This window comes from Oleiphilus sp. HI0086, assembly GCF_001635225.1.
Map to the genome: position 1 here is coordinate 1 of NZ_LWFZ01001137.1, position 23,483 is coordinate 23,483.

Consider the following 23,483-nt stretch of genomic DNA (forward strand, 5'->3'; position numbering starts at 1 on the left):
ATCGCGGTGAAGATGTCATTGTTGGTGTCAATAAATACCAGCTCGATCACGAAGATGACCTGGATATACTTGAAGTAGACAATGTTGCTGTACGCGAGTCACAAATCAAGCGCTTGGAATCGATTCGTACAAATCGAGATTCTGATGCGGTTAAAGCAGCGCTTACAGCCTTGACTGAGGCGGCGAAAACAGGTGAAGGCAATTTGCTAGAATTGAGCGTAAATGCTGCTCGCTTACGCGCGACTGTTGGCGAAATTTCTGATGCTCTGGAAGAAATATACGGACGTTTTCAGGCCGAATCTCGCACTATTAGCGGCGTTTACGGCGCCTCCTATGAGGGCGATGAAGACTGGCAAGCAATACAGTCTGATATTGAAGCCTTTGAGAAAGCCCAAGGTCGACGACCTAGAATGCTGGTTTGCAAGATGGGCCAAGACGGCCATGATAGGGGCGCTAAAATCATCGCCACCTCATTTGCCGATGCGGGCTTTGATATCGACCTATCCCCTATGTTTTCAACCCCTGAAGAAGTCGCCAAGCAAGCCGTCGAAAATGACGTGCATGCCGTCGGTGTCAGCTCACAAGCTGCAGGACACAAGACACTAGTTCCTGAGCTCATTCAGGCGCTCAAAAATCAAGGCGCGGACGACATTATCGTTATTGCCGGGGGAGTGATCCCTAAACAAGACTACGACACACTCTATCAGGCAGGAGTTAAAGGAATCTTCGGGCCTGGTACAAAAGTGCCTTATAGTGTTCGCCAAGTGCTAACGGCGATCAATGAGTCTGCCTAGCTTCCTGGTATGAATATCGATCTTGAGCAACTCAAAAAAGGCCAGCGCCGAGCACTAGCCAAAGCTATTACCTTGGTCGAGAGCAAGCGCGACCAAGACAGAGCGGCTGCTCAACAAGTCTTGAATGAGCTATTGTCAGATACCGGAAATAGCCTTCGTATAGGAATCAGTGGCGTACCGGGGGTGGGAAAGTCTACCTTCATCGAAGCCTTTGGTCGCCATCTGATCGCTAATGGAAAAAAGGTAGCTGTACTCGCTGTCGACCCCAGTTCTCCTCTACGTGGAGGAAGTATCCTTGGCGATAAAACCCGCATGGAAAAACTTGCCCGTGAAGACAATGCCTTTATTCGCCCTAGCCCTTCTGAAGGCGCGCTGGGTGGCGTCGCGCTTAGAACCCGTGAGACAATGCTCCTATGCGAAGCCGCCGGCTACGATGTAATACTCGTAGAGACCGTTGGTGTAGGCCAATCCGAGTATGAAGTCGCCTCGATGGTCGATTTCTTTCTCGTATTGATGCTTCCTAACGCTGGAGATGACTTACAAGGCATCAAACGAGGCATTATGGAGCTGGCGGATGCCTTAGTCGTTAACAAAAGTGATGGTCCTAACCAAGGCTTGGCTCAGCAAACCAAAAACCACTACAGTAATGCCTTTCACCTCTTACAGCACGATGGTTTTTGGAAACCTCAAATTCTCACCTGCTCATCTCTTGAGAACACCGGAATTGAGACTGTATGGGACATGATTCTGGACTACCAGGAACAAGGCAAAAGCCACTCCAATGAAGAAGGCCTTAATCTATTTGAGGATAAACGCGCCCGACAAAATAGAGAATGGTTGAACGCCTTGGTAAAAGATATGTTGGAACAGGAGCTTAAAAGTCACCCTCCAGTTCAATCAGCACTACCTAAGCTCCGCTCAGCTGTGCAGGAAAATAGTGTAACCCCCTACTCTGCAGCACATCAGATCATTCAGCTATTTCTCAACAAACAAGACCCGTCTTGACTATTTACCGCCCCTTAGCGAGGACCCTATTGCTATCAGCCTGAGCTAATCACGACAGGTAAGGGTTCGAATATATCTGCCAACGCTAAACTAAAAAAGCCCGATTAAGTAACCGGGCTTGATAACAAACTAAGCTAAATATTAAGCTGTTGTTTTCTTGATAATCGCAAGCAAATCGTCCTTTAGCTTAAGGCGCTCTTTCTTACACTTTTCAAGATACTCGTCAGAGGTGTTTTCTGCACCGGTCTCGATTCTGTGTACTTCATGATCCTTATCATGATACTCATCAAATAAACGAGCAAAGTGGTTATCACTCATCTTGAGGTTATGAATAGTCTCTTTGTGCTCTGGCAACTCATGAACTAGATCGTGCTTTTCTAACATAGATATATATCTCCTTAGAGGGATTGTTTTTTATCATCTTTTCATAGCTCCACTTTATATGAGCCTTAGTCCAAACGAGATGATCTAGGTCAACCAATTAGGTATCTTGAAAATCTTTCTATTGTCAGCCTAGATCAGGCCTAAACGTGAGTTTTCTATACATCAGGTAAAGACTTGTAAGCAAGTTGTGAAATCTAGTCAAATCCGCCTATGCCCATTACTAAAACCTAAGAACAGCCTATACACTGAAGTCATTGTTTATGAATAGTTCTTCCAAAAAGCACAAGCACGATGGAAAGGCTAAAACCAAACCAGGAAAGAAAATGCTAAAGAAAATCATTGCTGTCAGCAGTCTGCTGTTTGCTGCATCAACCGTCAATGCAGGCCTCATTAACCCGACCGGCAATGCCGACGGGCTAAACTTTAGCTGGTCGCAACAAGAGTCTGATCAGCTTCAAACGTTTGATGAACAACAGGGCATTGCGATAGCTCATCAACAGGTTCAAGTTGACTACTTGCTTGGGAGTAACCTGTTCGTTGGTGATACCTTAAGAGGTCAGCAAACTGGCAAAAATTCACCTTACCTAAGTGCAGGCAGTTACAGTTCTCACCTGATTCACTTTGACCCACTAGGCACCTCGAGCGGTAAAGAGACCAAGCAATTAATTGAGTTTGATAGTGACATTGTTGCGATCATCCTCAACGGTAAAAAACTCAATGCGTCGGACAATATATTTGGTGGTACGGGGGCCAATTACGAGACATCAACTTCTCGAAAGTGGGAAAGTAACGATTTTCTAACATTTACTAGCTCCCAGTCGATACTGGTTGATCGCGCAACGGTAGGTCGCTACTGGATTGATGATGCGCGCATCATTACCCAAAGCGTATCAGAACCCTCTTCTATTGCCTTGCTTGGCCTAGGTCTTCTTGGCTTAGTGGGTATTCGTCGCAAGAAAATCTAAGTCTCCTCATCGCAATCATTACCCTGCTTCGAACGATTTAGTCAATTAGTCTGGAGCAGGGATTGCCAAGCCTGCCTTTTTTAGCTAACGTCTAGCCCATTCAGATCGACCCCGTTTTTACTAATTAAGGCTATTTGTATGGCACAGTACGTATTCACCATGAATCGCGTGGGAAAAGTTGTCCCACCTAAGAAAGAAATCCTCAAAGATATCTCCCTTTCATTTTTCCCTGGCGCCAAAATTGGTGTATTGGGTCTTAATGGTGCGGGTAAATCAACACTACTAAGAATTATGGCGGGCGTTGATAAAGACTATATTGGTGAAGCCCGCCCTCAGCCGGGTATCAATATTGGCTACCTCGCTCAGGAGCCTGAACTTAACGAAGAAGCAACGGTCAGAGACAACGTTGAAGAAGGCGTGAGTGAGATTAAAAATGCGTTAACTCGCCTAGATCAAGTTTATGCAGAGTACGCTGAAGAAGGTGCAGATTTCGATGCTCTAGCCGCAGAACAAGCCAAGCTAGAAGCAATCATTGAAACCGGTGATGGTCATAATCTGGAAAGAACACTGGAAGTCGCTGCTGATGCCTTAAGACTGCCACCATGGGATGCTGAAGTTAAACATTTATCAGGTGGTGAAAAGCGTCGTGTCGCTCTTTGCCGTCTATTACTTTCTAAGCCGGACATGCTGCTTCTTGATGAACCGACCAACCACCTTGATGCAGAAAGTGTCGCGTGGTTGGAACGTTTCTTACATGACTACCCTGGAACCGTCGTCGCCATCACCCACGATCGTTACTTCCTTGATAATGTTGCAGGTTGGATACTGGAGCTCGATAGAGGCCATGGCATTCCATTTGAAGGTAACTATTCTCAGTGGCTTGAAAATAAAGAGAAACGTTTAGAGCATGAGCAAAAGCAAGAAGATGCTCGCCAAAAGAGTATTAAATCTGAGCTAGAGTGGGTTCGCAGCAACCAAAAAGGGCGACATGCCAAGAGCAAGGCGCGTCTTAAGCGCTTTGAAGAGCTTAACTCTTCCGACCTACAGAAACGCAACGAGACCATGGAAATTTACATTCCACCAGGGCCACGCCTGGGTGATGTTGTTATCGAGCTCGATGGTGTCAGTAAGCAATACAAAGACAAGCTGCTATTCAAAGATTTGAGCTTTAGTGTTCCACCCGGAAGCATTGTCGGTGTAATTGGTGGTAACGGTGCAGGTAAATCTTCACTATTCAAGCTGCTAGCAGACGTAGAGCAACCCGACTCAGGCACTATTCGTTTGGGTGATACTGTTAAGCTGGCTTTCGTTGAACAAACGCGCGACCTGGACAATTCCAAGACGGTATGGGAAGAAGTCAGTGACGGTAACGATATGATCACTATCGGCAATTACCAAACACCATCTCGTGCTTATGTCAGTCGTTTCAACTTCCGTGGTAATGACCAGCAAAAGAAAGTGAATGAGCTGTCTGGTGGCGAGCGTAACCGTCTACATTTAGCCAACGTGCTTAAGCAAGGTGCGAACGTTCTACTACTCGATGAGCCAACCAACGATCTTGACGTAGAAACACTACGAGCACTGGAAGAAGCCGTCTTGGCATTCCCTGGTTGCGCAATAGTGATTTCGCACGACCGTTGGTTCCTCGATAGAATTGCAACGCATATATTGGCTTATGAAGGCGATAGTGAAGTGGTCTGGTTTGAAGGCAATTACACTGAATACGAAGAAGACTTCAAAGCTCGTAAAGGTGAACAAGCCAAGACACCTACTCGTGTCAACTATAAGAAGCTTGCCTAAGAGCCAAGGCTGCCAAACTAGCTGAAAGCCTGAAACAGCGGTTCTTTTGAGCGATTTGTTCTCAAAAGGACTGCCTAAGCTTGCAGTTACCTGATATAGCACTTATATTCTAATGAATGACTATAATAATTAATCCTCTCTGTTATCCTTCAAACTGGTTTGCAGAACAGAGTTGCCGGAGGCCAAATGAGCGAAGAGACAAAACAAGACGAGCGCCGTCATTTTAGCCGAATTCTATTTAATGCCGATTGCACCTTGCGTCAGGATGACCTTGAATGGTCTACCGAAGTCCTTGATATTTCCTTGCGCGGAATTCTGGTTCACCGGCCTGACCACTTCAGCCTGGATGTTGATACGCCTTGCGAAGCGACCATCAGACTATCAGGTAGCGAAAGCCATATTATTATGTCACTCACCTTTTCCCACGAGGAAAACAATACCTTAGGTTTTAAATGCCAGCACATTGATATCGACAGCATGACCCACCTTAAGCGTTTAGTAGAGCTTAATGTTGGTAGCGACGATATTTTAATGCGTGAACTGGAACTTCTCACAGTCATTTAAATTAAGCTCTGCTCAAGTTTCCTCTCTATTTAAGCCTCAATAACTAGGAATTTCCTAAGTTCCTACTAAACTAATTAGTCATAGTAAACGCTTGTTTTCTTTAATTGACGTATAACTGCAACAAGGCACTCATGGGATCAGGACAACAAAAGCATATTGAAAGTGATCGCATGCTCAAGGCCATCACTGACCAAAGCTCTGAAGGCATTACAGTTGCCGACACTGAGGGTAATTACGTATTTGTTAACCCTGCTTTTTGTAAGATGAGCGGCTACAGCAAAGATGAGCTGCTAGGCATGACGGTGTTTGATATAAAGGCACCCGAACAAGATCACCGCTCTTTCGAAAGAACCAAAACCACTGAAGAAGGGCTAACCGTTGAAGTTTTGCTTCAACGTAAAGACGGAAGCACTTATCACTCAGAAGTGATTGGAAAGAATATTGATATTGACGGCAAAGCCCTGGTACTCGGGATAGTTCGCGATATCAGCCAGGAAGTAAAAACCGGACAAAAAATTCGTACCCTCTCCCAAGCCGTCGAGCAGAGCCCTGTGTCGGTCATGATCATCGCCACCAATGGGAGCATAAAGTATGTAAATCAGGCATTTGAAACGACCTCCGGCTACCCTCTTAGTGAGGTTGAAGGAAAGAAGTTTTTCAGCCTAATGCCTGACCACGCAAAAAAAGATACCTACGCAGCACTCTTCGAAGCGCTTGAAAAAGAACATAGCTGGGAAGGCGAAGTACAAATTCGTAAAAAGAATGGCGAGACCTTTTGGGAATATGGGCACATCTCTCCAGTAAAGGATGAGTATGGGAAAGTGATTCACTATCTTGCCGTCAAGGAAGATATCTCGACACGCAAAGCACAAGAAGAAAAAATATTTCACCAAGCGCATTTTGACTCGCTGACTGACCTGCCCAATCGACTTTTATCTTTGGATAGGCTCACCCACATCATTGGTGAAGCCCAACGTCAAAACAACAAAGTTGCCTTACTGTTCGTTGATCTAGACGATTTTAAAAAGGTTAATGACTCCCTTGGCCATGACATGGGTGACGAAGTATTGATGGTTGCTGCAGAGCGCCTATCAGAAGTACTTCGAACGGGCGATACAGTTGGCCGCTTGGGAGGCGATGAATTCATCTTAATTTTGGGCGGCCTAGATGACGAGAAGTCTGCGCAAAAAACTGCTGAGCGCATATTAGAACAATTCAGAAGCTCGTTTGATATTGAAGGTCGTAAACTGATGCTAACTGCCAGCATTGGCATTGCTCTTTTCCCTCATGACGGTGCTACTCCGACCGACTTGCTAAGAAATGCCGACTCAGCCATGTATCACGCCAAGTCTCTCGGGCGAAACGCCTACTCGTTCTACACTGAGGAAATGAACCAACAAGTCGCCCGAAGATTACAGCTTGAAGAACAAATCCATGGTGCCTTAGACCGAAATGAATTCTCGCTCGCCTACCAGCCTCAAGTCGATGTTCAGACTGACAAAATTATTGGAGCCGAAGCACTATTACGCTGGAATAACCAAACCTTAGGACAAGTACCTCCTGATGAGTTTATTCCGATCGCAGAGGAAACCGGGTTGATCATTCCTATTGGTCAATTTGTATTGCACCAGGCGCTATCTCAAGCATCAAAGTGGCAAAAGCAATACCAAGCAGACTTTCGCATGGCGGTTAACCTGTCGCCACGGCAGTTTCGAGATCCAGACCTGATATCTCAAGTCGAAAGAATTATTCAGGACCATCAAGTTGCCAGACATACACTTGAGTTTGAAATTACCGAGGGCGTTCTAATGAATAACCAGCAGTTCGTAAAAGATGCGCTAAGAGCCCTCAACCATCTTGATGTCCGAATATCGATGGATGACTTTGGAACCGGCTATTCCTCACTAAGCTATCTCAGGAACTATCCTTTTGACATGCTTAAAGTCGACCGTAGCTTCGTCAACGACTTAGTCGAAGACCAAGCCGACAAAGAACTAATTAATGCGGCGATTTCTATGGCTCACAGCTTAAACCTTAAGGTCGTCGCTGAAGGCGTCGAGAATCAGGAGCAATACAAGCTGCTCAAAGATCTAAACTGTGACTATGCACAAGGCTATCTGTTTGGTAGACCCATGGCGCCAGACATATTTGCCCGTCATTTAGAAAGTACGCTCGAAGACTAATCTAATAAGCTAAACCAAAGCATGTTAAAACAGAGCATTCAACAAATCAGGTAACTTCTTCACTAGCATAACTTCCATCCCTGCAATATCGTTTCTCGGTTTGTTTCCATAGGGAACAATCGCTCTTTTAAAGCCATGCTTCAGCGCTTCCTGAATTCGTTCCTGACCACTAGGGACTGGACGTATTTCTCCCGACAAACCGACCTCTCCAAAGATCACCATATCTTCAGAAAGTGACACCCCTTTCAAGCTAGAAACAATCGCTGCCAAAGTCGCTAAATCGGTACTCGTTTCCAGTGTTTTTACACCACCTACCAGATTCACAAATACATCCTGGTCGCCACAATGGATCCCACCATGTCGATGCATCACGGCCAGCAACATTGATAAACGGTTCTGATCCATACCCAAGGCGACTCGCTTAGGGTAGTTGCCTTGGCTCTCATCAACCAAAGCCTGTAATTCTACTAGCAACGGGCGCGTACCTTCCCAGAGTATCGTCACGACACTACCTGGCATTATCTCTTCGCCACGGCTTAGGAATATTGCACTCGGGTTCTTCACTTCAACCAAGCCTTTTTCGAGCATAGCAAAGACACCTAACTCATTCACTGCACCAAAACGATTTTTGATTCCTCGCAAAGTGCGATAACGAGTGTCACTGGAGCCTTCGAGCATTATCGAGCAGTCAATCATATGCTCCAAAACCTTAGGCCCGGCAATCGCTCCCTCTTTGGTCACATGACCAACCAGAAATAGCACCATGCCAGTCTGTTTGGCAAGACGGGTCAACCTGGCAGCACATTCTCTTACTTGCGAAACGCTACCTGGAGCCGACTCTATCGCTTCTGTGTGCATTACCTGAATACTGTCAACAACCAGCACTTTTGGCTTATGGACTTGAACCACTTCTTCTATTGATTCGATCCGGGTTTCAGAGAACATATTCAGCGCATCAGCTTTGAGACCGAGGCGCTTTGCTCGCAGTGCAACCTGTTGTAAAGACTCTTCACCAGTAATATATAAGCCGTCCCTGCTTGAAGAAAGATGACACATCGTCTGGAGTAGCAAAGTACTTTTCCCGGCACCCGGATGACCTCCAACCAATATAGCAGAACCGGGAACTAAACCTCCCCCCAGCACCCGATCAAACTCACCTATACCGCTACTGAATCTGGGTTGATCTTCGAGGTCAATTGACCCCAAAGCCTTAATCTCGGACTTGGCGCCCGCATAACCCAACGAGGTACTGCTGCTCTTACTTTGCTTTGCTAGCTTTATTTCCTGAATAGTATTCCATTGGCCACAATCCGGACACTGGCCTTGCCATTTAGATAAATCTGACCCGCACTCAGTGCAGACGAATGCGGTTTTGCTCTTTGCCATGCTAAGCCTATTGCTATGAGATCTGATAATTATGCGTGCAAATAGATATGCTCGCTCTACAGGAGGAATATTATAGAGCTAATCGAGGAATTAAGTATATGAAGCCAGAAGGCCATCAATGATATATTGAGCAGTATGAAAGGAACTTTCTACTCTGCTGGAATAAAGTCATCTCGCTGGAAGTCACCTTCCAGAAGTTGCTCCCAGGTCGTTGTAAACGTTTCATCTGGGAAACTGGCTCCAACACGAGAATCATCACCATCATAATCAACACCGATCACCAGTGCACTAGGGTTTGGCGTCAGGGTCACTCGCTCCAAACCCTGTCCTAATACCTTAAATATGCCATCAGTTGGATATTCGCCTATCGTGCCATTCAGCTTGCTAAAAGAGTCCATTGCATCAACTTCAACTATTCCGCCAATCGAATCGGACTCCAAGACTCCTGAAAAACCAATCACATAGGTGCCTCGTGACAAATTCTCAACCTTTTCAGCATCAAAGTCAGTTAATGAAAACTCATTCAGTGAAGCATTCTGCTGTACGGACAAAGAAAAATCGCTATCGACAATGTTAAATGACTCAGTTTCGAGATCTTCTGAAATATTTGATAACTCAATCTCTCCATCTATAGTCGTGGTAATTTCGCCATCTTTAACTGCAAACTCATTGACACTTACATCTAAATGCCGACGATAGTACTGGCAGCGCTCTAGTTCCTGTTCACCTTCAAAAACATGATAAATTTCATCTCCGTCCAACGATGCTAAAGCACCAGCATCGACACCTAAACGCTCATTGATAATCAAGGTTGGCCTATTTTTGGCAACTTCATAAGATGCCCTTAGGGTAGATATTCGCTCACCCGTATCGCTATCGTAGCTGTGCTCATAAACTCGGACTATCGTGTCATCACCAAAGGGGAAAAATCTTACTTCATGGCCTGCTACATATAATGTGTCGTAATCAGGGCCTTCGTTTAGGATATTAAGCCTATCAACACAGTAATCAGTTGAAACCGGCATGAAGGTGTCATTTACCCCACCCATATCACTATATTCCATCGATAAAGCACCAGACACTTCTTGCCCTGTACTCAACTGGCAATTATCAAAGACCAGATCTACTGTATCACCTTCGCTATAAGCCTGACCCGGCTCCCTAGAACTGTCCCAACTAATGGGGTCCTCAAATACATCTTTAACATAATTTCCGCATATCAAACTTAGATCTTCTGGAAAGTCTGATGCATCTAAATATCGATACAATGGCGAATCCAAGTAAGCTAAAAGAGTCGCTTGAAGCACTTTAAGAGATAAATCTTCGGACATGTCGACTTCGATATCGATGGTTTTGTTATCGATATTAGTTTCGGCATCACTTTGATATATGTCAGGATCCCCAACACTTTTGAAAAAGGCTATATTTTCTAAATTATCGCAAGCCACGATCATTGTAGCGCAGATACAAATTGAAATTGCCTTAGCAAAATAGAGAGAGAGATGCCTCATTACAGTTCCTTGGGAGACCTTAAGGGTTATCTATCGATTGTATTAAAAGAGTCGCACAGGTTAAATAAGAGCCTGCTGCAAATGTGACACGTGTGGGAATTACATGGCATTTTGTGCTAGAAAAAGAAAGGGTGCCACGTTGCACCCTTAATTCTATGCATTAGATAACGATCTTAAGCGTGATACTGAGCACTCAGTTCATGAACCGCATCAACAAAGTAGCCTGCATGTGCTGGATCAACAAATTGATGAATACCATGCCCCAGATTGAATACATGGCCTTCACCTGGACCATAAGATGCCAAAATTCTAGCCACCTCATCCCTAATACCTTTTTCTGAAGCATATAGCACCGACGGATCCATATTCCCCTGCAAAGCAACTTTATCACCTACCAAGGCACGCGCTTTACCGATATCCATCGTCCAGTCAAGACCAAGTGCATCAGCGCCGGTATCAGCCATAGAAGGCAACCATAAACCGCCTCCTTTGGTAAATAGAATCACGGGGACTTTTCGACCATCGTATTCCCGAATTAAGCCAGCTACAATTTTCTTCATATAAGCCAAAGAGAACTGTTGATATGCATGATCACTCAGGTTTCCACCCCAGGTATCGAAGATCTGAACCGCTTGCGCACCCGCTTTTATTTGAGCATTCAGATAATCAATCACAGACAAGGCAATTTTATCCAATAACTGATGCATAATTTCTGGCTGAGAATACATCATCGCTTTGATATGGCGAAAATCTTTAGAGCTTCCACCCTCAACCATATAAGTGGCTAAAGTCCAAGGACTCCCAGAGAAACCAATCAACGGAACACGTCCATTCAACTCTTTACGTATGGTGCTCACTGCATCCGTTACGTAAGTCAAGTCTTTAGAGGTATCAACTATAGGTAGTTTCTCGACATCCTCTGCTGTTCGAACAATCTTCTTGAAACGAGGCCCCTCACCCGTTTCGAAATAAAGACCCAAACCCATTGCGTCCGGAATCGTCAAGATATCAGAAAACAGAATTGCAGCGTCGAGCTTGTAGCGCTCAAGAGGCTGAATTGTGACCTCGCATGCTAGTTCTTTATTCTTACACAGACTCATAAAGTCACCGGCTTGCGCTCTGGTCGCTTTATACTCTGGCAGATAACGCCCAGCTTGACGCATCATCCATACAGGCGTCACATCAACCGGCTTACGCTCTAGCGCTCTCAGAAATCGATCATTCTTTAGCTCTGTCATTCACTGTCTCTTCAATATTAATAATCAAGAAATGTCTGGCAATGTTGTCCAGATACAAAAAAGGCACAGTATTATCAACCGTGCCTTGGATTTAGTCATTGATACTCATCACGTGCAGACTATATATCCAGGTAGTCCATGATGCCTTCAGCTGCCTGGCGGCCTTCCGCAATGGCGGTAACCACCAAGTCAGAACCACGAACCATATCACCACCGGCGAAAATCTTCGGGTTACTCGTCTGATAAGGGTACTCACCCTTCTCTGGCGCGACAACACCGCCCCAGCTATTAACATCTACCTTCACATCGGACAGCCATTCTGGTGGGCTAGGCTGGAAACCAAACGCAATCAATACTGCATCAGCAGGCAGGATTTCTTCACTACCTTCGATAACTTCCGGGCGACGACGACCATTTTCATCAGCGGCACCCAGCTGTGTTTTAACAACCTTCACACCTTCAACTTTATCATCACCTACAATCGCCACTGGTTGACGATTAAACATAAAGTCTACACCTTCTTCCTTGGCATTCTGAACTTCTTTGCGTGAGCCAGGCATATTCTCTTCGTCACGACGGTAAGCACAAACTACACTATCTGCCTGTTGACGAATAGAGGTTCGGTTACAGTCCATCGCAGTATCACCACCACCCAGAACAACCACCTTCTTACCTGCCATGTTAATGAAGTCAGCTTCATCTTTTTCAAAACCCAAACGACGATTAACGTTTGAGATCAAAAATGGCAATGCATCATGAACGCCTGGCAAGTCTTCACCTGGGAAGCCACCTTTCATGTACTTGTATGTTCCCATACCCATAAATACTGCGTCATAGTCATTTAACAAGTCATCAATACTGATATCTTTACCAATTTCGGTATTCAAGCGAAATTCAACGCCCATATCGGTGAAGATTTCTCGACGACGCGACATGACATCCTTTTCTAGCTTGAACTCTGGAATACCAAAGGTAAGCAAACCACCAATCTCAGGATTAAGATCAAAAACAACAGGCTTAACACCGTTACGAACCAGGATATCTGCACAAGCCAAACCGGCAGGGCCCGCGCCAATCACGGCAACCTTCTTGTCTGTTTTAACAACATTGGACATATCCGGGCGCCAACCCATAGCGAAAGCCGTATCAGTAATATACTTCTCCGCCGAGCCAATAGTCACCGCACCAAAACCTGCATTAAGAGTACAAGCACCTTCACACAATCGATCTTGAGGACAAACACGACCACACACTTCAGGCAAAGAGTTTGTCTGGTGACACAGTTCAGCCGCTTCAAGAATATTCCCTTCTGAAACCAGCTTTAGCCAGTTCGGGATATAGTTATGTACCGGGCACTTCCACTCACAGTAAGGGTTACCACACTCAAGACATCGATGAGCCTGTTCAGTCGCGTCATTCTGATCAAATGACTGATAGATCTCACCAAAATCTTCGGTACGACCTTCCATTGGAATTTTCTTTGGGTCAACTCGACCCACATCAACAAACTGAAAGTTGTTATTTAAACGCTTTGCCATATTCTAACCTCTAAACCTTATTCGCAATGAGAGTATTCGATAATTCGAAACACTACTCAGGGCGAGAACGCATGTTGTTAAGCAAGTTATCCAAGCTAGCCGCCTTCGGCTTAACTAACCAGAACTTAGCAATGAAGTCATCGAAGTGCTCAAGGATCTCTTGCCCCCACTTACTAGATGTCTCAGCAACATGCTCCTTAATAACGCCTCGCAAATGATTGCGATAAGGCTCCATTTGTTCAGTTGAAACTCTTTGAATTTCTACCAACTCATGATTGTATTTATCTACAAACGTATTTTCCTGGTCTAGCACATAGGCAAAACCACCTGTCATACCAGCACCAAAGTTATAACCTGTTTGACCTAGAACAGTAATCAAACCGCCAGTCATATATTCACAGCAGTGATCACCTGCGCCTTCAACAACCGCTGAAGCGCCAGAGTTTCGAACTCCAAAACGCTCACCAGCCGTACCCGCTGCAAACAACTTACCGCCAGTAGCGCCGTAAAGACAAGTATTACCAACAATGGATGTTTCCTGGGTTTTGAACTCACTACCTTGAGGGGGTCGAATGGTTAGTTTACCACCAGTCATACCTTTACCAACATAGTCGTTTGCATCGCCTTCAAGGTTCATATTCAAACCACCAGCATTCCAAACACCAAAGCTCTGACCAGCTGTACCCGTCAAATTCAAGTTGATTGGCGCACTCACCATACCTTGATTACCATGACGCTCTGCGATTTCGCCAGAGATTCGTGCACCAACCGAACGATCACAGTTAGTCACTTCGTAATCGAAGGTACCACCCGACTTGGATTCAATTGTTGGAACTAAGTCCTCAACCATTTTTTCGGCCAACAAGGCTTGGTCAAACGGAGCATTACGCTCTACCTTACAGGTATGCGGTTTATCTTCAGGTATTCCCTCAGTCGAAAGAATCGGCGATAGGTCAAGCTTGTTCTGCTTATCAGTAGTACCTGACAAAATGTCTAACAAATCTGTACGACCAACCAGCTCTTCCAAACTACGAACACCTAGCTTAGCCATCCACTCACGCGCTTCTTTCGCAACAAAGCGGAAGAAGTTCATTACCATTTCTACGGTACCGTTGAAGTACTCATCACGAAGTAATTCGTTCTGAGTCGCAACACCCGTCGCACAGTTGTTCAAATGACAAATTCTCAAATAACGACAACCCAAAGCAACCATAGGCGTGGTACCGAAACCAAAACTCTCGGCACCCAGTATCGCCGCTTTAACAACATCCAGACCTGTCTTTAAACCGCCATCGGTTTGCAGACGGACGCTGCCACGCAAGTCATTGCCGCGCAGAGTCTGGTGAGCCTCGCTCAAACCAAGCTCCCAAGGAGAACCCGCATATCGGATAGAGGTTAGCGGACTTGCAGCCGTGCCACCGTCATAACCGGAAACTGTAATCAAATCAGCATAAGCCTTGGCAACACCTGCGGCGATAGTACCAACACCCGGTTCAGATACCAGTTTCACAGAAACCAATGCCTTTGGATTAACTTGCTTCAAATCAAAGATTAGCTGCGCCAAGTCTTCGATAGAATAAATATCGTGATGCGGTGGCGGTGAAATCAAGGTCACACCTGGCACCGAATATCTTAATGTCGCAATCAGGTTATTTACCTTACCACCTGGTAACTGACCACCTTCACCGGGCTTCGCACCTTGGGCAACTTTGATCTGCAAGACATCAGCATTACGCAAGTAGTGTGGCGTTACACCAAATCGGCCTGATGCGATCTGCTTGATCTTGGAACGTTTTTCCGTACCAAATCTCGCTGCATCTTCACCACCCTCTCCAGAGTTAGAGCGGCCACCTAGACGGTTCATTGCAACAGCAAGTGCTTCATGTGCTTCAGGAGACAAAGCTCCCAAAGACATTGCTGCCGAGTCAAAACGAGGGAAGATATTCTCTACCGGCTCTACTTCGTCTAAAGGAATCTCTTTAGCAGAATCACTTAAAGCAAACAAATCCCTTAAGGATGACGCTGGACGTTCATTTACCAAGGTTGCGTACTTCTGGTAAACAGAGTAATCGCCCGACTCAACTGCTTGCTGAATTGTATTGACAACATCCGGGTTAAAGGCGTGATATTCCTGACCGTGAACAAACTTCAGTAAACCACCTGGCTGGATCGATTTACGCGCCTTGAAAGCTTCTTTAGCCAACAGTGCTTGCTCTGATTGCAGGTCTTCAAAATCAGCACCCTGAATTCTACTTGCGACACCTTTAAAGCATAGGTCAACAACATCGTCTGCAAGACCTACTGCTTCAAACAATTGAGCGCCACGGTAAGAAGCAATTGTAGAAATACCCATCTTCGATAAGATCTTCAACAAGCCCTTACCAATACCGCGACGATAATTATTTTTCGCCTCGATTGGGTCCATCAGCATCTCACCCGTACTGATCAGGTCACTCATAACCTGATAAGCCAAGTAAGGGAAGACTGCCGTAGCACCAAAACCAAACAACACCGCGAAGTGATGAGGGTCACGGGCAAAACCAGACTCCACAATAATATTCGAGTCGCAACGTAAGCCCTTCTCAACCAAGTGGTGATGCACTGCACCCGTTGCCATAAAGGCATTTAGTGGTAATAAGCCAGGTTCGATATCTTTATCCGACAAAACAAGCGCAACCTTGCCTTGTCTAACAGCTTCTTCTGCTTGCTGGCACACATCAACAATTGCTTGCCTTAAGCCAGTCTCTTCCTTGTACTGAAGGCTAATTAAGGCATGTTCAAAACCATCTTTATCCGAGGTAAAGCAGCTAAACTTCGCAGGTGTCAGTACCGGCGTAGCCAAAATAATTCGCTTCGCATGCTCAGGCGTTTCTTCAAATACGTTCTGCTCTACACCCACACAGGTTTCCAGAGACATAACAATCGCTTCACGCAATGGATCAATCGGTGGGTTAGTCACCTGAGCAAACTTCTGTCTAAAGTAGTCTGAAACTGAACGAACACGAGTCGACAATACTGCCATTGGCGTATCATCACCCATCGAACCTACTGCTTCCTGGCCCGCCTCAGCTAATGGACGCAATACCTGATCTCGTTCCTCGAAAGTCACCTGGAACATCTTCATGTGCGTCTTTAGGGTATCAGCATCCATTGCTTGGAACGCTTCATGATCTTTGTCTAGCGTTGCCTCAATACGAACCGCGTTTTCTTTTAGCCACTTTTTATAAGGGTGAGCAGACTTAAGGCGGCTATCGATATCATCAGTATGTAGCACTTCACCCGTTTCAGTATCAACCGCTAGAATCTGTCCAGGACCAATTCGACCCTTAGCAACAACATCTTCCGGCTTATAGCCATAAGTTCCAATTTCGGATGCAACTGTAATGTAACCATTCTTAGTGATAACCCAACGACTTGGGCGCAAACCGTTTCTATCCAGTAAACAGACGGCGTAACGGCCGTCAGTTAGAACCAGACCAGCCGGTCCATCCCATGGTTCCATATGCATACTGTTATATTCATAGAAAGCACGTAGTTCGCTATCCATGGTGTCAACGTTCTGCCATGCAGGTGGAATCATCATACGAACGGCACGGAATAGGTCTACACCACCTGCCAGAAGTACCTCAAGCATATTATCCATACTGGAAGAATCTGAACCAGTACGATTCACCAAAGGAGATAATTCTCCCAGCTCAGGCAGTTCGTCTGTAGCAAACTTGCTTGTTCTCGCTGTAGACCAGTTTCTATTGCCTTCAATCGTATTAATTTCACCGTTGTGAGCAATACATCTAAATGGCTGGGCTAGTGGCCACTTTGGCATAGTATTAGTGGAGAAACGCTGATGAAAAACACAAATGCTTGTCTCAACATCTGGATTACCCAGATCCAAATAAAAATTCGGCAGGTCAACCGGCATCATCAGCCCTTTATAAGACACGACTTTTTCTGACAAACTACAAACGTAGAATTCTTCATCAAACGCCAAAGCCATTTCAGTCTTACGGCGCGCAACAAAAAGCTTAAGAGACAGTTCACGCTCACTAAGCCCGTCAGCCTGAACAAAGACCTGCTCAATCTGTGGCAAGCAATCCAGAGCCATACGACCCAAGCAATCGTTATTAGTCGGAACCAAGCGCCAACCAACAACGGTAAGACCTTGTGCTTCAAGCTCTGCACTCATCGCTGTTTTAGCTTGCTGCGCTTTCGTAGGGTCCTGTGAAAGGAAAACCATTCCTACGCCGTAAATCTCATTCAGATCGGCGCTAAACTGCTCCTTAACCACCTGCCTGAAGAACGTATCAGGTTTCTGAATCAACAACCCACAGCCATCGCCAGTTTTACCATCTGCTGCGATACCACCGCGGTGAGTCATACATGTAAGTGATTCTATCGCCGTTAATAGTAGATCGTGACTTGCCTGCCCTTCCATCTGGGCAATCAAACCAAATCCACAGTTATCTCTAAACTCTTCCGGGCGAAACAAACCTGCTGCCATAACATTCTCTCTACAAAATATCATTTAAAATCATACAGTTAGAACTAACAAAACTAACAATACCATATGACTATGAAAATTGGGGTTGGACATTTTACACATCGTGCTTATTCAGTACAAACTTAAAGAAGGCGTATAAGCAGAAAAAACTCGTAGAAAAGCATAAACTATCCTTATATTTCAAATAGATAGCTTCAAAAAACTAATTTAGTTATTGCCTCGGATAAGACTTGAGAATTCCAGCATAGCTCCTCAACCAAGGCTGTTGAGAAGTAATTATTTTAGGTGCCACCTTGAGCGCAGCATTGGCGGAAGCCTTATCAGGATAAACACCATAAAAAACAACAAACCAGGGTTTACCGCGATGCAGTGTTTCAAGATAGTATATCGGCTGAGCACTTTTACTTACGCGCTTTGCGAAGTCTATCGCTGTTTTCTCGTTATAGCTACCTAAAATTTGAGCTGAATAACCACTTGAGTTTTGGGATGCAACCCATGCTTTCCCCTTAAAGAACGGCTTAAGTATTTCACGGCTGCTCTCTGCGGCAGGAATAATTTTTTCCTGTACATTTTTAGCGATTTTCTCTATCTGCAAAGTATCGCTAACTAGTTGATCCGATTCTGGAACGCTAACTTCTTTATCTGCTAGAGTACCATCTTGTACCTTGTCGGGCTCAACAAGCTCTTTAACACCAGCGCTCTCTGGAATTGATCGAGACGCCGACATTTCAGGCTTATTGAGCGAACCTTTTTTAATCTCGCCACTACCCTGACGACCTTTATCCAAACTATCTATATTGCTTTCTGAAGCTTTAGCCAAACTCTCTGACAGGGCCTGATCAAGCATTCTTAACCTTGCTTCTCTCTGTTGCTCTACGAGAGACACTTTATTTTCATCAGAGTTATTCTCTTGCTCCGGCTGCTCGTGCGCGACTGCTTCGCTATCTCCTTCAGTAAACAAGCCATATTGATAAGACACGAGTAAAAATGAGAAGCAAAGCAGAACGGCAACACCCCAAAAAACCTGTTTCGGCACTCCTTTACGACTCTTAACCGGTAGCTTTAATGCCCCCGGTTCTAACATGACACTACTGAACAAGCGATTCACCCGACCAGGCAAACCTTTCCCCATGTCAATTAAATGTTGTACCTGACTTTCTGACAGCCCTAACAAGCCGGTATAGCCAGCATACTCCAATCTCAACTGGAGATATTCCAGCATATCTGAAGCACCTAAAGGCTTAAGCTGCATTTGATGCAACCACTCGTCATCACCTTCTATGTGACTCAAACGAGCAAGCTGCAGCAAGCTTGGCAAACCCGAAAAAATTGCTACCACTCCGCTTTCTTTAGGCAACTGACTGAAATATGAAAAGTAAAATTGAAGCTCTTTTTTTGATAATAGGTCTGCGTTATCAAAAACCAGAACCTTTCTCACACCATCTTTCTTGAACTCATCTTCCAAATACTGCAATAAACGGGAAAATGATTGACGCGTAGTTTCACCAACTATCGAATCTAAACCAACAAGCTCGCCAAAGTCATGTATAACAGATTTCGACTTTTCCTTATTAGCAAGCTCCTGAGCATCTGTAACGTAGATACTCAGCTCGCCAGCTGAAGATTTTGCAAATTTATTAAGTAGAGTGGTTTTGCCAGCACCTTTTTCGCCAGTAAGCAAGAGAACCATATCGCCAAAGGTCGACATATGGCGAAGTGTTTCTAAATTATGCTGACGCTGCGCCCCCTCAAAAAATACTAGCATTCGCTCATCGAATGGGTTTTCTTTCAAGTTAAAGTGCGAAATGAGCTGCTCACTCAAAACATTATTATTTTTTGTCACACTCATATCAGACTTATCGACTCACCTACAAAATTAATCGAACCAAGTAATTGCTTCTAATTAAGCTTTGCCACCCAAAACATTTGCCAGAGAATCAGCGCCAAAGTCTGCTGTCACAACAGCTTCACCAATCGACTTCAAAAGCACAAGACGGAGCGTTCCATCCATTACCTTTTTGTCCACAGACATTAGTCGTTCATATTCTGAAGCCAACATGCCTTCCGGCCCTTCAATTGGCAAGTTAGCAGCAAGCAATATATTTGAAATTCGAGAAACATCTTCATCACTAATCCAGCCTTCCATTCTCGACAATTCTGCTGCCATAACTGTTCCCGCTGCAACCGCCTCACCATGAAGCCAAGAGCCATAACCTTCATAAGTCTCAATCGCATGGCCAAATGTGTGCCCTAGATTTAATATTGCTCTAAGCCCACCCTCTTTCTCATCTAGTTCAACAACTTCCGCTTTACAAGAACAAGATTCTTTAATCGCGTAGGTTAAAGCATCAGAGTCCAAGGACCTTAAGGCCTCAACATTAGCCTCCAACCAGTCAAAGAACTCTGGCTTACGGATCAAACCATATTTGATCACCTCCGCCAGGCCCGCTGAAACTTCCTTTGAAGCCAGAGTTTGCAAGGTCAAAATATCAATGATAACGGCTTTAGGCTGGTAAAAAGCACCTATCATGTTTTTACCTAAAGGATGGTTGATTGCAGTTTTTCCACCTACAGATGAATCTACTTGCGAAAGAAGCGTCGTGGGCACCTGAATAAAATCTACGCCACGCTGATAAGCTGATGCAGCAAAACCTGCCATATCTCCAATTACACCGCCCCCCAGCGCAACGATAGTCGTCTTCCTGGAATGAGCCTTCTCTAGTAGCGCATCAAAAATCAGGTTTAAGGTTTGCCAATTCTTATATTGCTCTCCGTCAGGCAAGACCACGCTATCAACCTCATAGCCAGACAATGCCTGTCTAACTTGCTGCTCATACAAAGGCCCGACTGTCTCATTTGTCACCAGCATTACTTTTTTGCCGGCAATGTAGGGCTGATAGAGAGATGGATTACTCAATAAGCCTTCGCCAATAAAAATTGGGTAATCACGTTCACCCAAATCTACTTTTAACTCAATCATTTATTCACTCTTTTTCTATCGCGCTGATTATATCTTTAACAATACCTTTCATAGACTTTTTGTCTGTATCAATTACATAGTCAGCAACTTCTCGATAAATTGGATCTCTGGTCGCATACAAATCACTCAAGACCTGACGAGCATCTTTGTCTCCCTGCAACAAAGGACGATTCTTATCTTTGTGAGTTCTTTTGTACTGCTGCTCGACTGAGGTATTCAAATACACTACAAAAGCAGTGTTGTTCACACACTCTCTGTTCTCGGGGCGCATCATCGCACCACCACCTGTTGCCAAGACGACGTTTTTAAGTGCTGACAAATCTTTTATTGCCTGGCTCTCTCTATCCCGGAAGCCTGCTTCGCCCTCGACATCAAAAATCCACGGAATGTTTGCCCCGGTTCGCCGCTCTATCTCTTTATCGGAATCATAAAAGTCAAAGTTCAGCTCTTTGGCTAAAATTTTTCCTATGGTTGTTTTTCCTGCCCCCATTGGGCCCACAAAAACAATCAACGGTTTAGCTATACTCATATTTCGATCTTATGCCGGCCAATCAATATGTCAGTAAAGATTAACCTGTTTATTTTAAAAAGAAAAAAGGCCGCAATCTGCAGCCTTTTACCTAAGCTCAATAAGACATATTGTCCTATATTTGCTGGTCAATCACACCATTTTTTAATAGCTTAGGCGTGATAAAGATAAGTAATTCAGCACGCTCATCTATCTCTTCAGTCTTGGTAAATAAAGCACCTAAGTATGGGATATCACCTAAGAAAGGCGTTTTAGTAACAGTTGTAGATCGTTCAGACTGGAAAATACCACCCAAGACAACCGTTTCACCATTACCAACAAGTACTTGAGTTAGTACCTCATTTGTTTCAATACTTGGAATACCTGCTGTCACTTCGCCACGGTTATCCTGATTGATCTTAAGATCCATAATTACCTGATCGTCTGGCGTAACTTGAGGCGTCACTTCTAAAGATAGCACGGCCTCTTTAAAGGAAACTGAGGTTGCACCAGAAGACGAAGCTTCCTGATAAGGAATTTCCTCACCCGATTTAATTGTCGCAGTTTGACGATCAGCCGTTACAATTTTCGGCTGAGCAACGATCTCACCTTTACCGTCGGACTCGAAAGCAGACAATTCCATATCTATCAAGAAATTGTCTCCGCCGAAGCCAACCGCCAATGAAGAACTGTTTGACCTGGTCACACCTAAATCAACAGCTAAAGCTCCTGGAAAAGAAATTCCTGTACCATTCTGGCCAGCAATATCAGTCAATTCAGAAAGCGTCGCTGTCGAACCACCAATAGTGAACAAATTATCTCCACTTTGGTCAAGAGCGCCACCGCCCCACTGAATACCCATTTCTTCAGCTATATTCGAACGAGCTCTTACAATTCTAGCCTCAATCAATACCTGACGAACCGGAATATCCCAAGTAGAAATCAATTTACGAATCTGCTCCTGCTTCTCCGACGTTTCTCTGACACTAATTGTATTTGTTCGTTCATCAGATGAAATAAAACCTCGTTCAGAAATCAACTCACTATCCTGACGCAACAGCTCTACAATATCTGCCGCTTTTGCATAGTTAATCTGAACGATCTCCAAACGTACCGGCGCTAATGCTGCAACCTGTCGGTTAGCTTCCAATTCAAGCTTTTCACGCGCCGCTATTTCTTCGGCTGGAGCGACAAGCAGTACATTACCCACCGTTCGCTTATCTAATCCTTTTGTTTTTAGAATCAGCTCTAGAGCCTGATCCCAAGGTACATTCTGTAAACGAAGGGTAATACTTCCACCCACGGTATCACTTGCGACCAAGTTAAGGCTGGTAAAGTCAGCAATTAACTGAAGAACAGCTCGCACTTCAATATTCTGGAAGTTCAAAGATAGCTTTTCACCTGTAAACGGGAACTTATCCTGTTTACGCTGATCGACTTCTTCTTCTGTTAGCGCTTCAACACTCACGGTAAATTTATTATCAGCCTGGTAAGCCAGGTAATCATAATGACCAGAAGCTTTAATTCTAATTAAGGCATCACCATCAACGATATCTGAATCAATACGACGAACAGGTGTTGCAAAGTCGACAACATCTAGACGCTGTCGAAGCCCCATAGGTAAGTCAACCTTTGGCATGCGCAACTGAATATGGCCACCCACTTCTGACATATCAATATCTACGTCAGGCGAAGCAAAGCTAACGACTATCTGGCCATCGCCCTTTTCACCACGCTGAAAGTCAATATTGGTTATGCCATTTCTATCCGCAGCAACTTTCCTAGAAAACGTATTCGCTGCTGGCATTGCTTCTGGCGATGACGCGACAGCTTGGTATGCTTCACCAGCACCCTCTGAGCCCACCAATACAAACAGCGTATTTCCACTCGTTCGCGTGCTATAGGGCACTAAGTCAACTAAATCAAGAATTACACGGGTTCGGTCCTTGGTGCCGATTACAGTCATGCGTTTCGCATTTCCCATACCAAGATTATGGTATTTCTCTGCCAGCTTACTGCTAGCACCCGGTAAATCGAGCGCTATTCTTGCTGGTTTTTCAATCGTATAGCCATTCACTTCCGGCGGCGTTTCATCAAAAATCAAGGAAATTTCAACTCGATCTCCAGGC

At 44.8% G+C, this 23,483-nt stretch carries 16 protein-coding genes; 6 read left to right on the forward strand and 10 right to left on the reverse strand.

Annotation, left to right across the window (positions count from 1 at the left end):
- The coding region (locus tag A3756_RS20015; protein ID WP_197481407.1) for a methylmalonyl-CoA mutase family protein at positions 1–794 on the forward strand (794 nt) is incomplete at its 5' end.
- Between the two features lie 9 nt (positions 795–803).
- Positions 804–1,799 (forward strand): methylmalonyl Co-A mutase-associated GTPase MeaB, encoded by a 996-nt coding sequence (meaB, locus tag A3756_RS20020; protein WP_068554425.1) that lies wholly within the window; start codon positions 804–806, stop codon positions 1,797–1,799.
- A gap of 141 nt (positions 1,800–1,940) precedes the next feature.
- On the opposite strand, the gene A3756_RS20025 is transcribed toward meaB, so the two are convergent.
- Entirely contained in the window at positions 1,941–2,183 is a 243-nt protein-coding gene (locus A3756_RS20025; RefSeq protein WP_068513965.1) for a YdcH family protein, read from the reverse strand.
- A gap of 260 nt (positions 2,184–2,443) precedes the next feature.
- Here A3756_RS20025 and A3756_RS20030 point away from each other — a divergent pair, with 260 nt between their 5' ends.
- The 4 genes from A3756_RS20030 to A3756_RS20045 all read left to right on the forward strand — a co-directional run bounded on the left by A3756_RS20030 (position 2,444) and on the right by A3756_RS20045 (position 7,695).
- Positions 2,444–3,148 carry a PEP-CTERM sorting domain-containing protein gene (locus A3756_RS20030; RefSeq protein ID WP_068554427.1) on the forward strand — a complete coding sequence of 235 codons (705 nt, stop codon included), beginning with the start codon at positions 2,444–2,446 and terminating at the stop codon, positions 3,146–3,148.
- A gap of 138 nt (positions 3,149–3,286) precedes the next feature.
- Positions 3,287–4,948 (forward strand): energy-dependent translational throttle protein EttA, encoded by a 1,662-nt coding sequence (gene ettA / locus A3756_RS20035; protein ID WP_068513959.1) that lies wholly within the window; start codon positions 3,287–3,289, stop codon positions 4,946–4,948.
- Between the two features lie 186 nt (positions 4,949–5,134).
- On the forward strand, positions 5,135–5,512 hold the full coding sequence (locus A3756_RS20040) for a PilZ domain-containing protein (RefSeq protein WP_068513956.1): 378 nt from the start codon (positions 5,135–5,137) through the stop codon (positions 5,510–5,512).
- A gap of 131 nt (positions 5,513–5,643) precedes the next feature.
- Positions 5,644–7,695: an EAL domain-containing protein gene (locus tag A3756_RS20045; RefSeq protein ID WP_068554429.1), complete on the forward strand. Its 2,052-nt coding sequence runs from the start codon at positions 5,644–5,646 to the stop codon at positions 7,693–7,695.
- A gap of 24 nt (positions 7,696–7,719) precedes the next feature.
- Here the strand turns inward: A3756_RS20045 and radA are convergent, their stop codons facing one another.
- From radA to pilQ, 9 genes are all read right to left on the reverse strand, one after another.
- Positions 7,720–9,081, reverse strand: coding sequence for a DNA repair protein RadA (gene radA, locus A3756_RS20050; protein ID WP_068554431.1), 1,362 nt, complete (start codon positions 9,079–9,081; stop codon positions 7,720–7,722).
- Positions 9,082–9,230: 149 nt separating this feature from the next.
- On the reverse strand, positions 9,231–10,592 hold the full coding sequence (locus tag A3756_RS20055) for a hypothetical protein (protein ID WP_156490630.1): 1,362 nt from the start codon (positions 10,590–10,592) through the stop codon (positions 9,231–9,233).
- 173 nt (positions 10,593–10,765) lie between these two features.
- Complete coding sequence (gene hemE, locus A3756_RS20060; protein WP_068513946.1) at positions 10,766–11,830, reverse strand: uroporphyrinogen decarboxylase; 1,065 nt, start codon at positions 11,828–11,830, stop codon at positions 10,766–10,768.
- 119 nt (positions 11,831–11,949) lie between these two features.
- Entirely contained in the window at positions 11,950–13,368 is a 1,419-nt protein-coding gene (locus A3756_RS20065; protein ID WP_068554435.1) for an FAD-dependent oxidoreductase, read from the reverse strand.
- Between the two features lie 52 nt (positions 13,369–13,420).
- Positions 13,421–17,866 carry a glutamate synthase large subunit gene (gene gltB, locus A3756_RS20070; protein WP_068554437.1) on the reverse strand — a complete coding sequence of 1,482 codons (4,446 nt, stop codon included), beginning with the start codon at positions 17,864–17,866 and terminating at the stop codon, positions 13,421–13,423.
- A gap of 211 nt (positions 17,867–18,077) precedes the next feature.
- Positions 18,078–19,709: an AAA family ATPase gene (locus A3756_RS20075; RefSeq protein WP_197481408.1), complete on the reverse strand. Its 1,632-nt coding sequence runs from the start codon at positions 19,707–19,709 to the stop codon at positions 18,078–18,080.
- 60 nt (positions 19,710–19,769) lie between these two features.
- Positions 19,770–20,846 (reverse strand): 3-dehydroquinate synthase, encoded by a 1,077-nt coding sequence (aroB, locus tag A3756_RS20080; RefSeq protein ID WP_068506598.1) that lies wholly within the window; start codon positions 20,844–20,846, stop codon positions 19,770–19,772.
- Positions 20,847–20,850: 4 nt separating this feature from the next.
- Entirely contained in the window at positions 20,851–21,375 is a 525-nt protein-coding gene (gene aroK, locus A3756_RS20085) for a shikimate kinase AroK (protein ID WP_082865394.1), read from the reverse strand.
- A gap of 115 nt (positions 21,376–21,490) precedes the next feature.
- Positions 21,491–23,483, reverse strand: a 1,993-nt coding sequence (gene pilQ, locus A3756_RS20090; RefSeq protein WP_068554442.1) for a type IV pilus secretin PilQ family protein, incomplete at its 5' end; no start/stop codon positions are given.

Coding starts and splice junctions, on each gene's coding strand:
- aroB (WP_068506598.1), bottom strand. CDS start 20,846: ATGATTGAGTTAAAAGTAGATTTGGGTGAACGTGATTACCCAATTTTT.
- A3756_RS20040 (WP_068513956.1), top strand. CDS start 5,135: ATGAGCGAAGAGACAAAACAAGACGAGCGCCGTCATTTTAGCCGAATT.
- A3756_RS20045 (WP_068554429.1), top strand. CDS start 5,644: ATGGGATCAGGACAACAAAAGCATATTGAAAGTGATCGCATGCTCAAG.
- ettA (WP_068513959.1), top strand. CDS start 3,287: ATGGCACAGTACGTATTCACCATGAATCGCGTGGGAAAAGTTGTCCCA.
- meaB (WP_068554425.1), top strand. CDS start 804: ATGAATATCGATCTTGAGCAACTCAAAAAAGGCCAGCGCCGAGCACTA.
- gltB (WP_068554437.1), bottom strand. CDS start 17,866: ATGGCAGCAGGTTTGTTTCGCCCGGAAGAGTTTAGAGATAACTGTGGA.
- A3756_RS20055 (WP_156490630.1), bottom strand. CDS start 10,592: ATGAGGCATCTCTCTCTCTATTTTGCTAAGGCAATTTCAATTTGTATC.
- aroK (WP_082865394.1), bottom strand. CDS start 21,375: ATGAGTATAGCTAAACCGTTGATTGTTTTTGTGGGCCCAATGGGGGCA.
- A3756_RS20030 (WP_068554427.1), top strand. CDS start 2,444: ATGAATAGTTCTTCCAAAAAGCACAAGCACGATGGAAAGGCTAAAACC.
- hemE (WP_068513946.1), bottom strand. CDS start 11,830: ATGACAGAGCTAAAGAATGATCGATTTCTGAGAGCGCTAGAGCGTAAG.
- radA (WP_068554431.1), bottom strand. CDS start 9,081: ATGGCAAAGAGCAAAACCGCATTCGTCTGCACTGAGTGCGGGTCAGAT.
- A3756_RS20065 (WP_068554435.1), bottom strand. CDS start 13,368: ATGGCAAAGCGTTTAAATAACAACTTTCAGTTTGTTGATGTGGGTCGA.
- A3756_RS20025 (WP_068513965.1), bottom strand. CDS start 2,183: ATGTTAGAAAAGCACGATCTAGTTCATGAGTTGCCAGAGCACAAAGAG.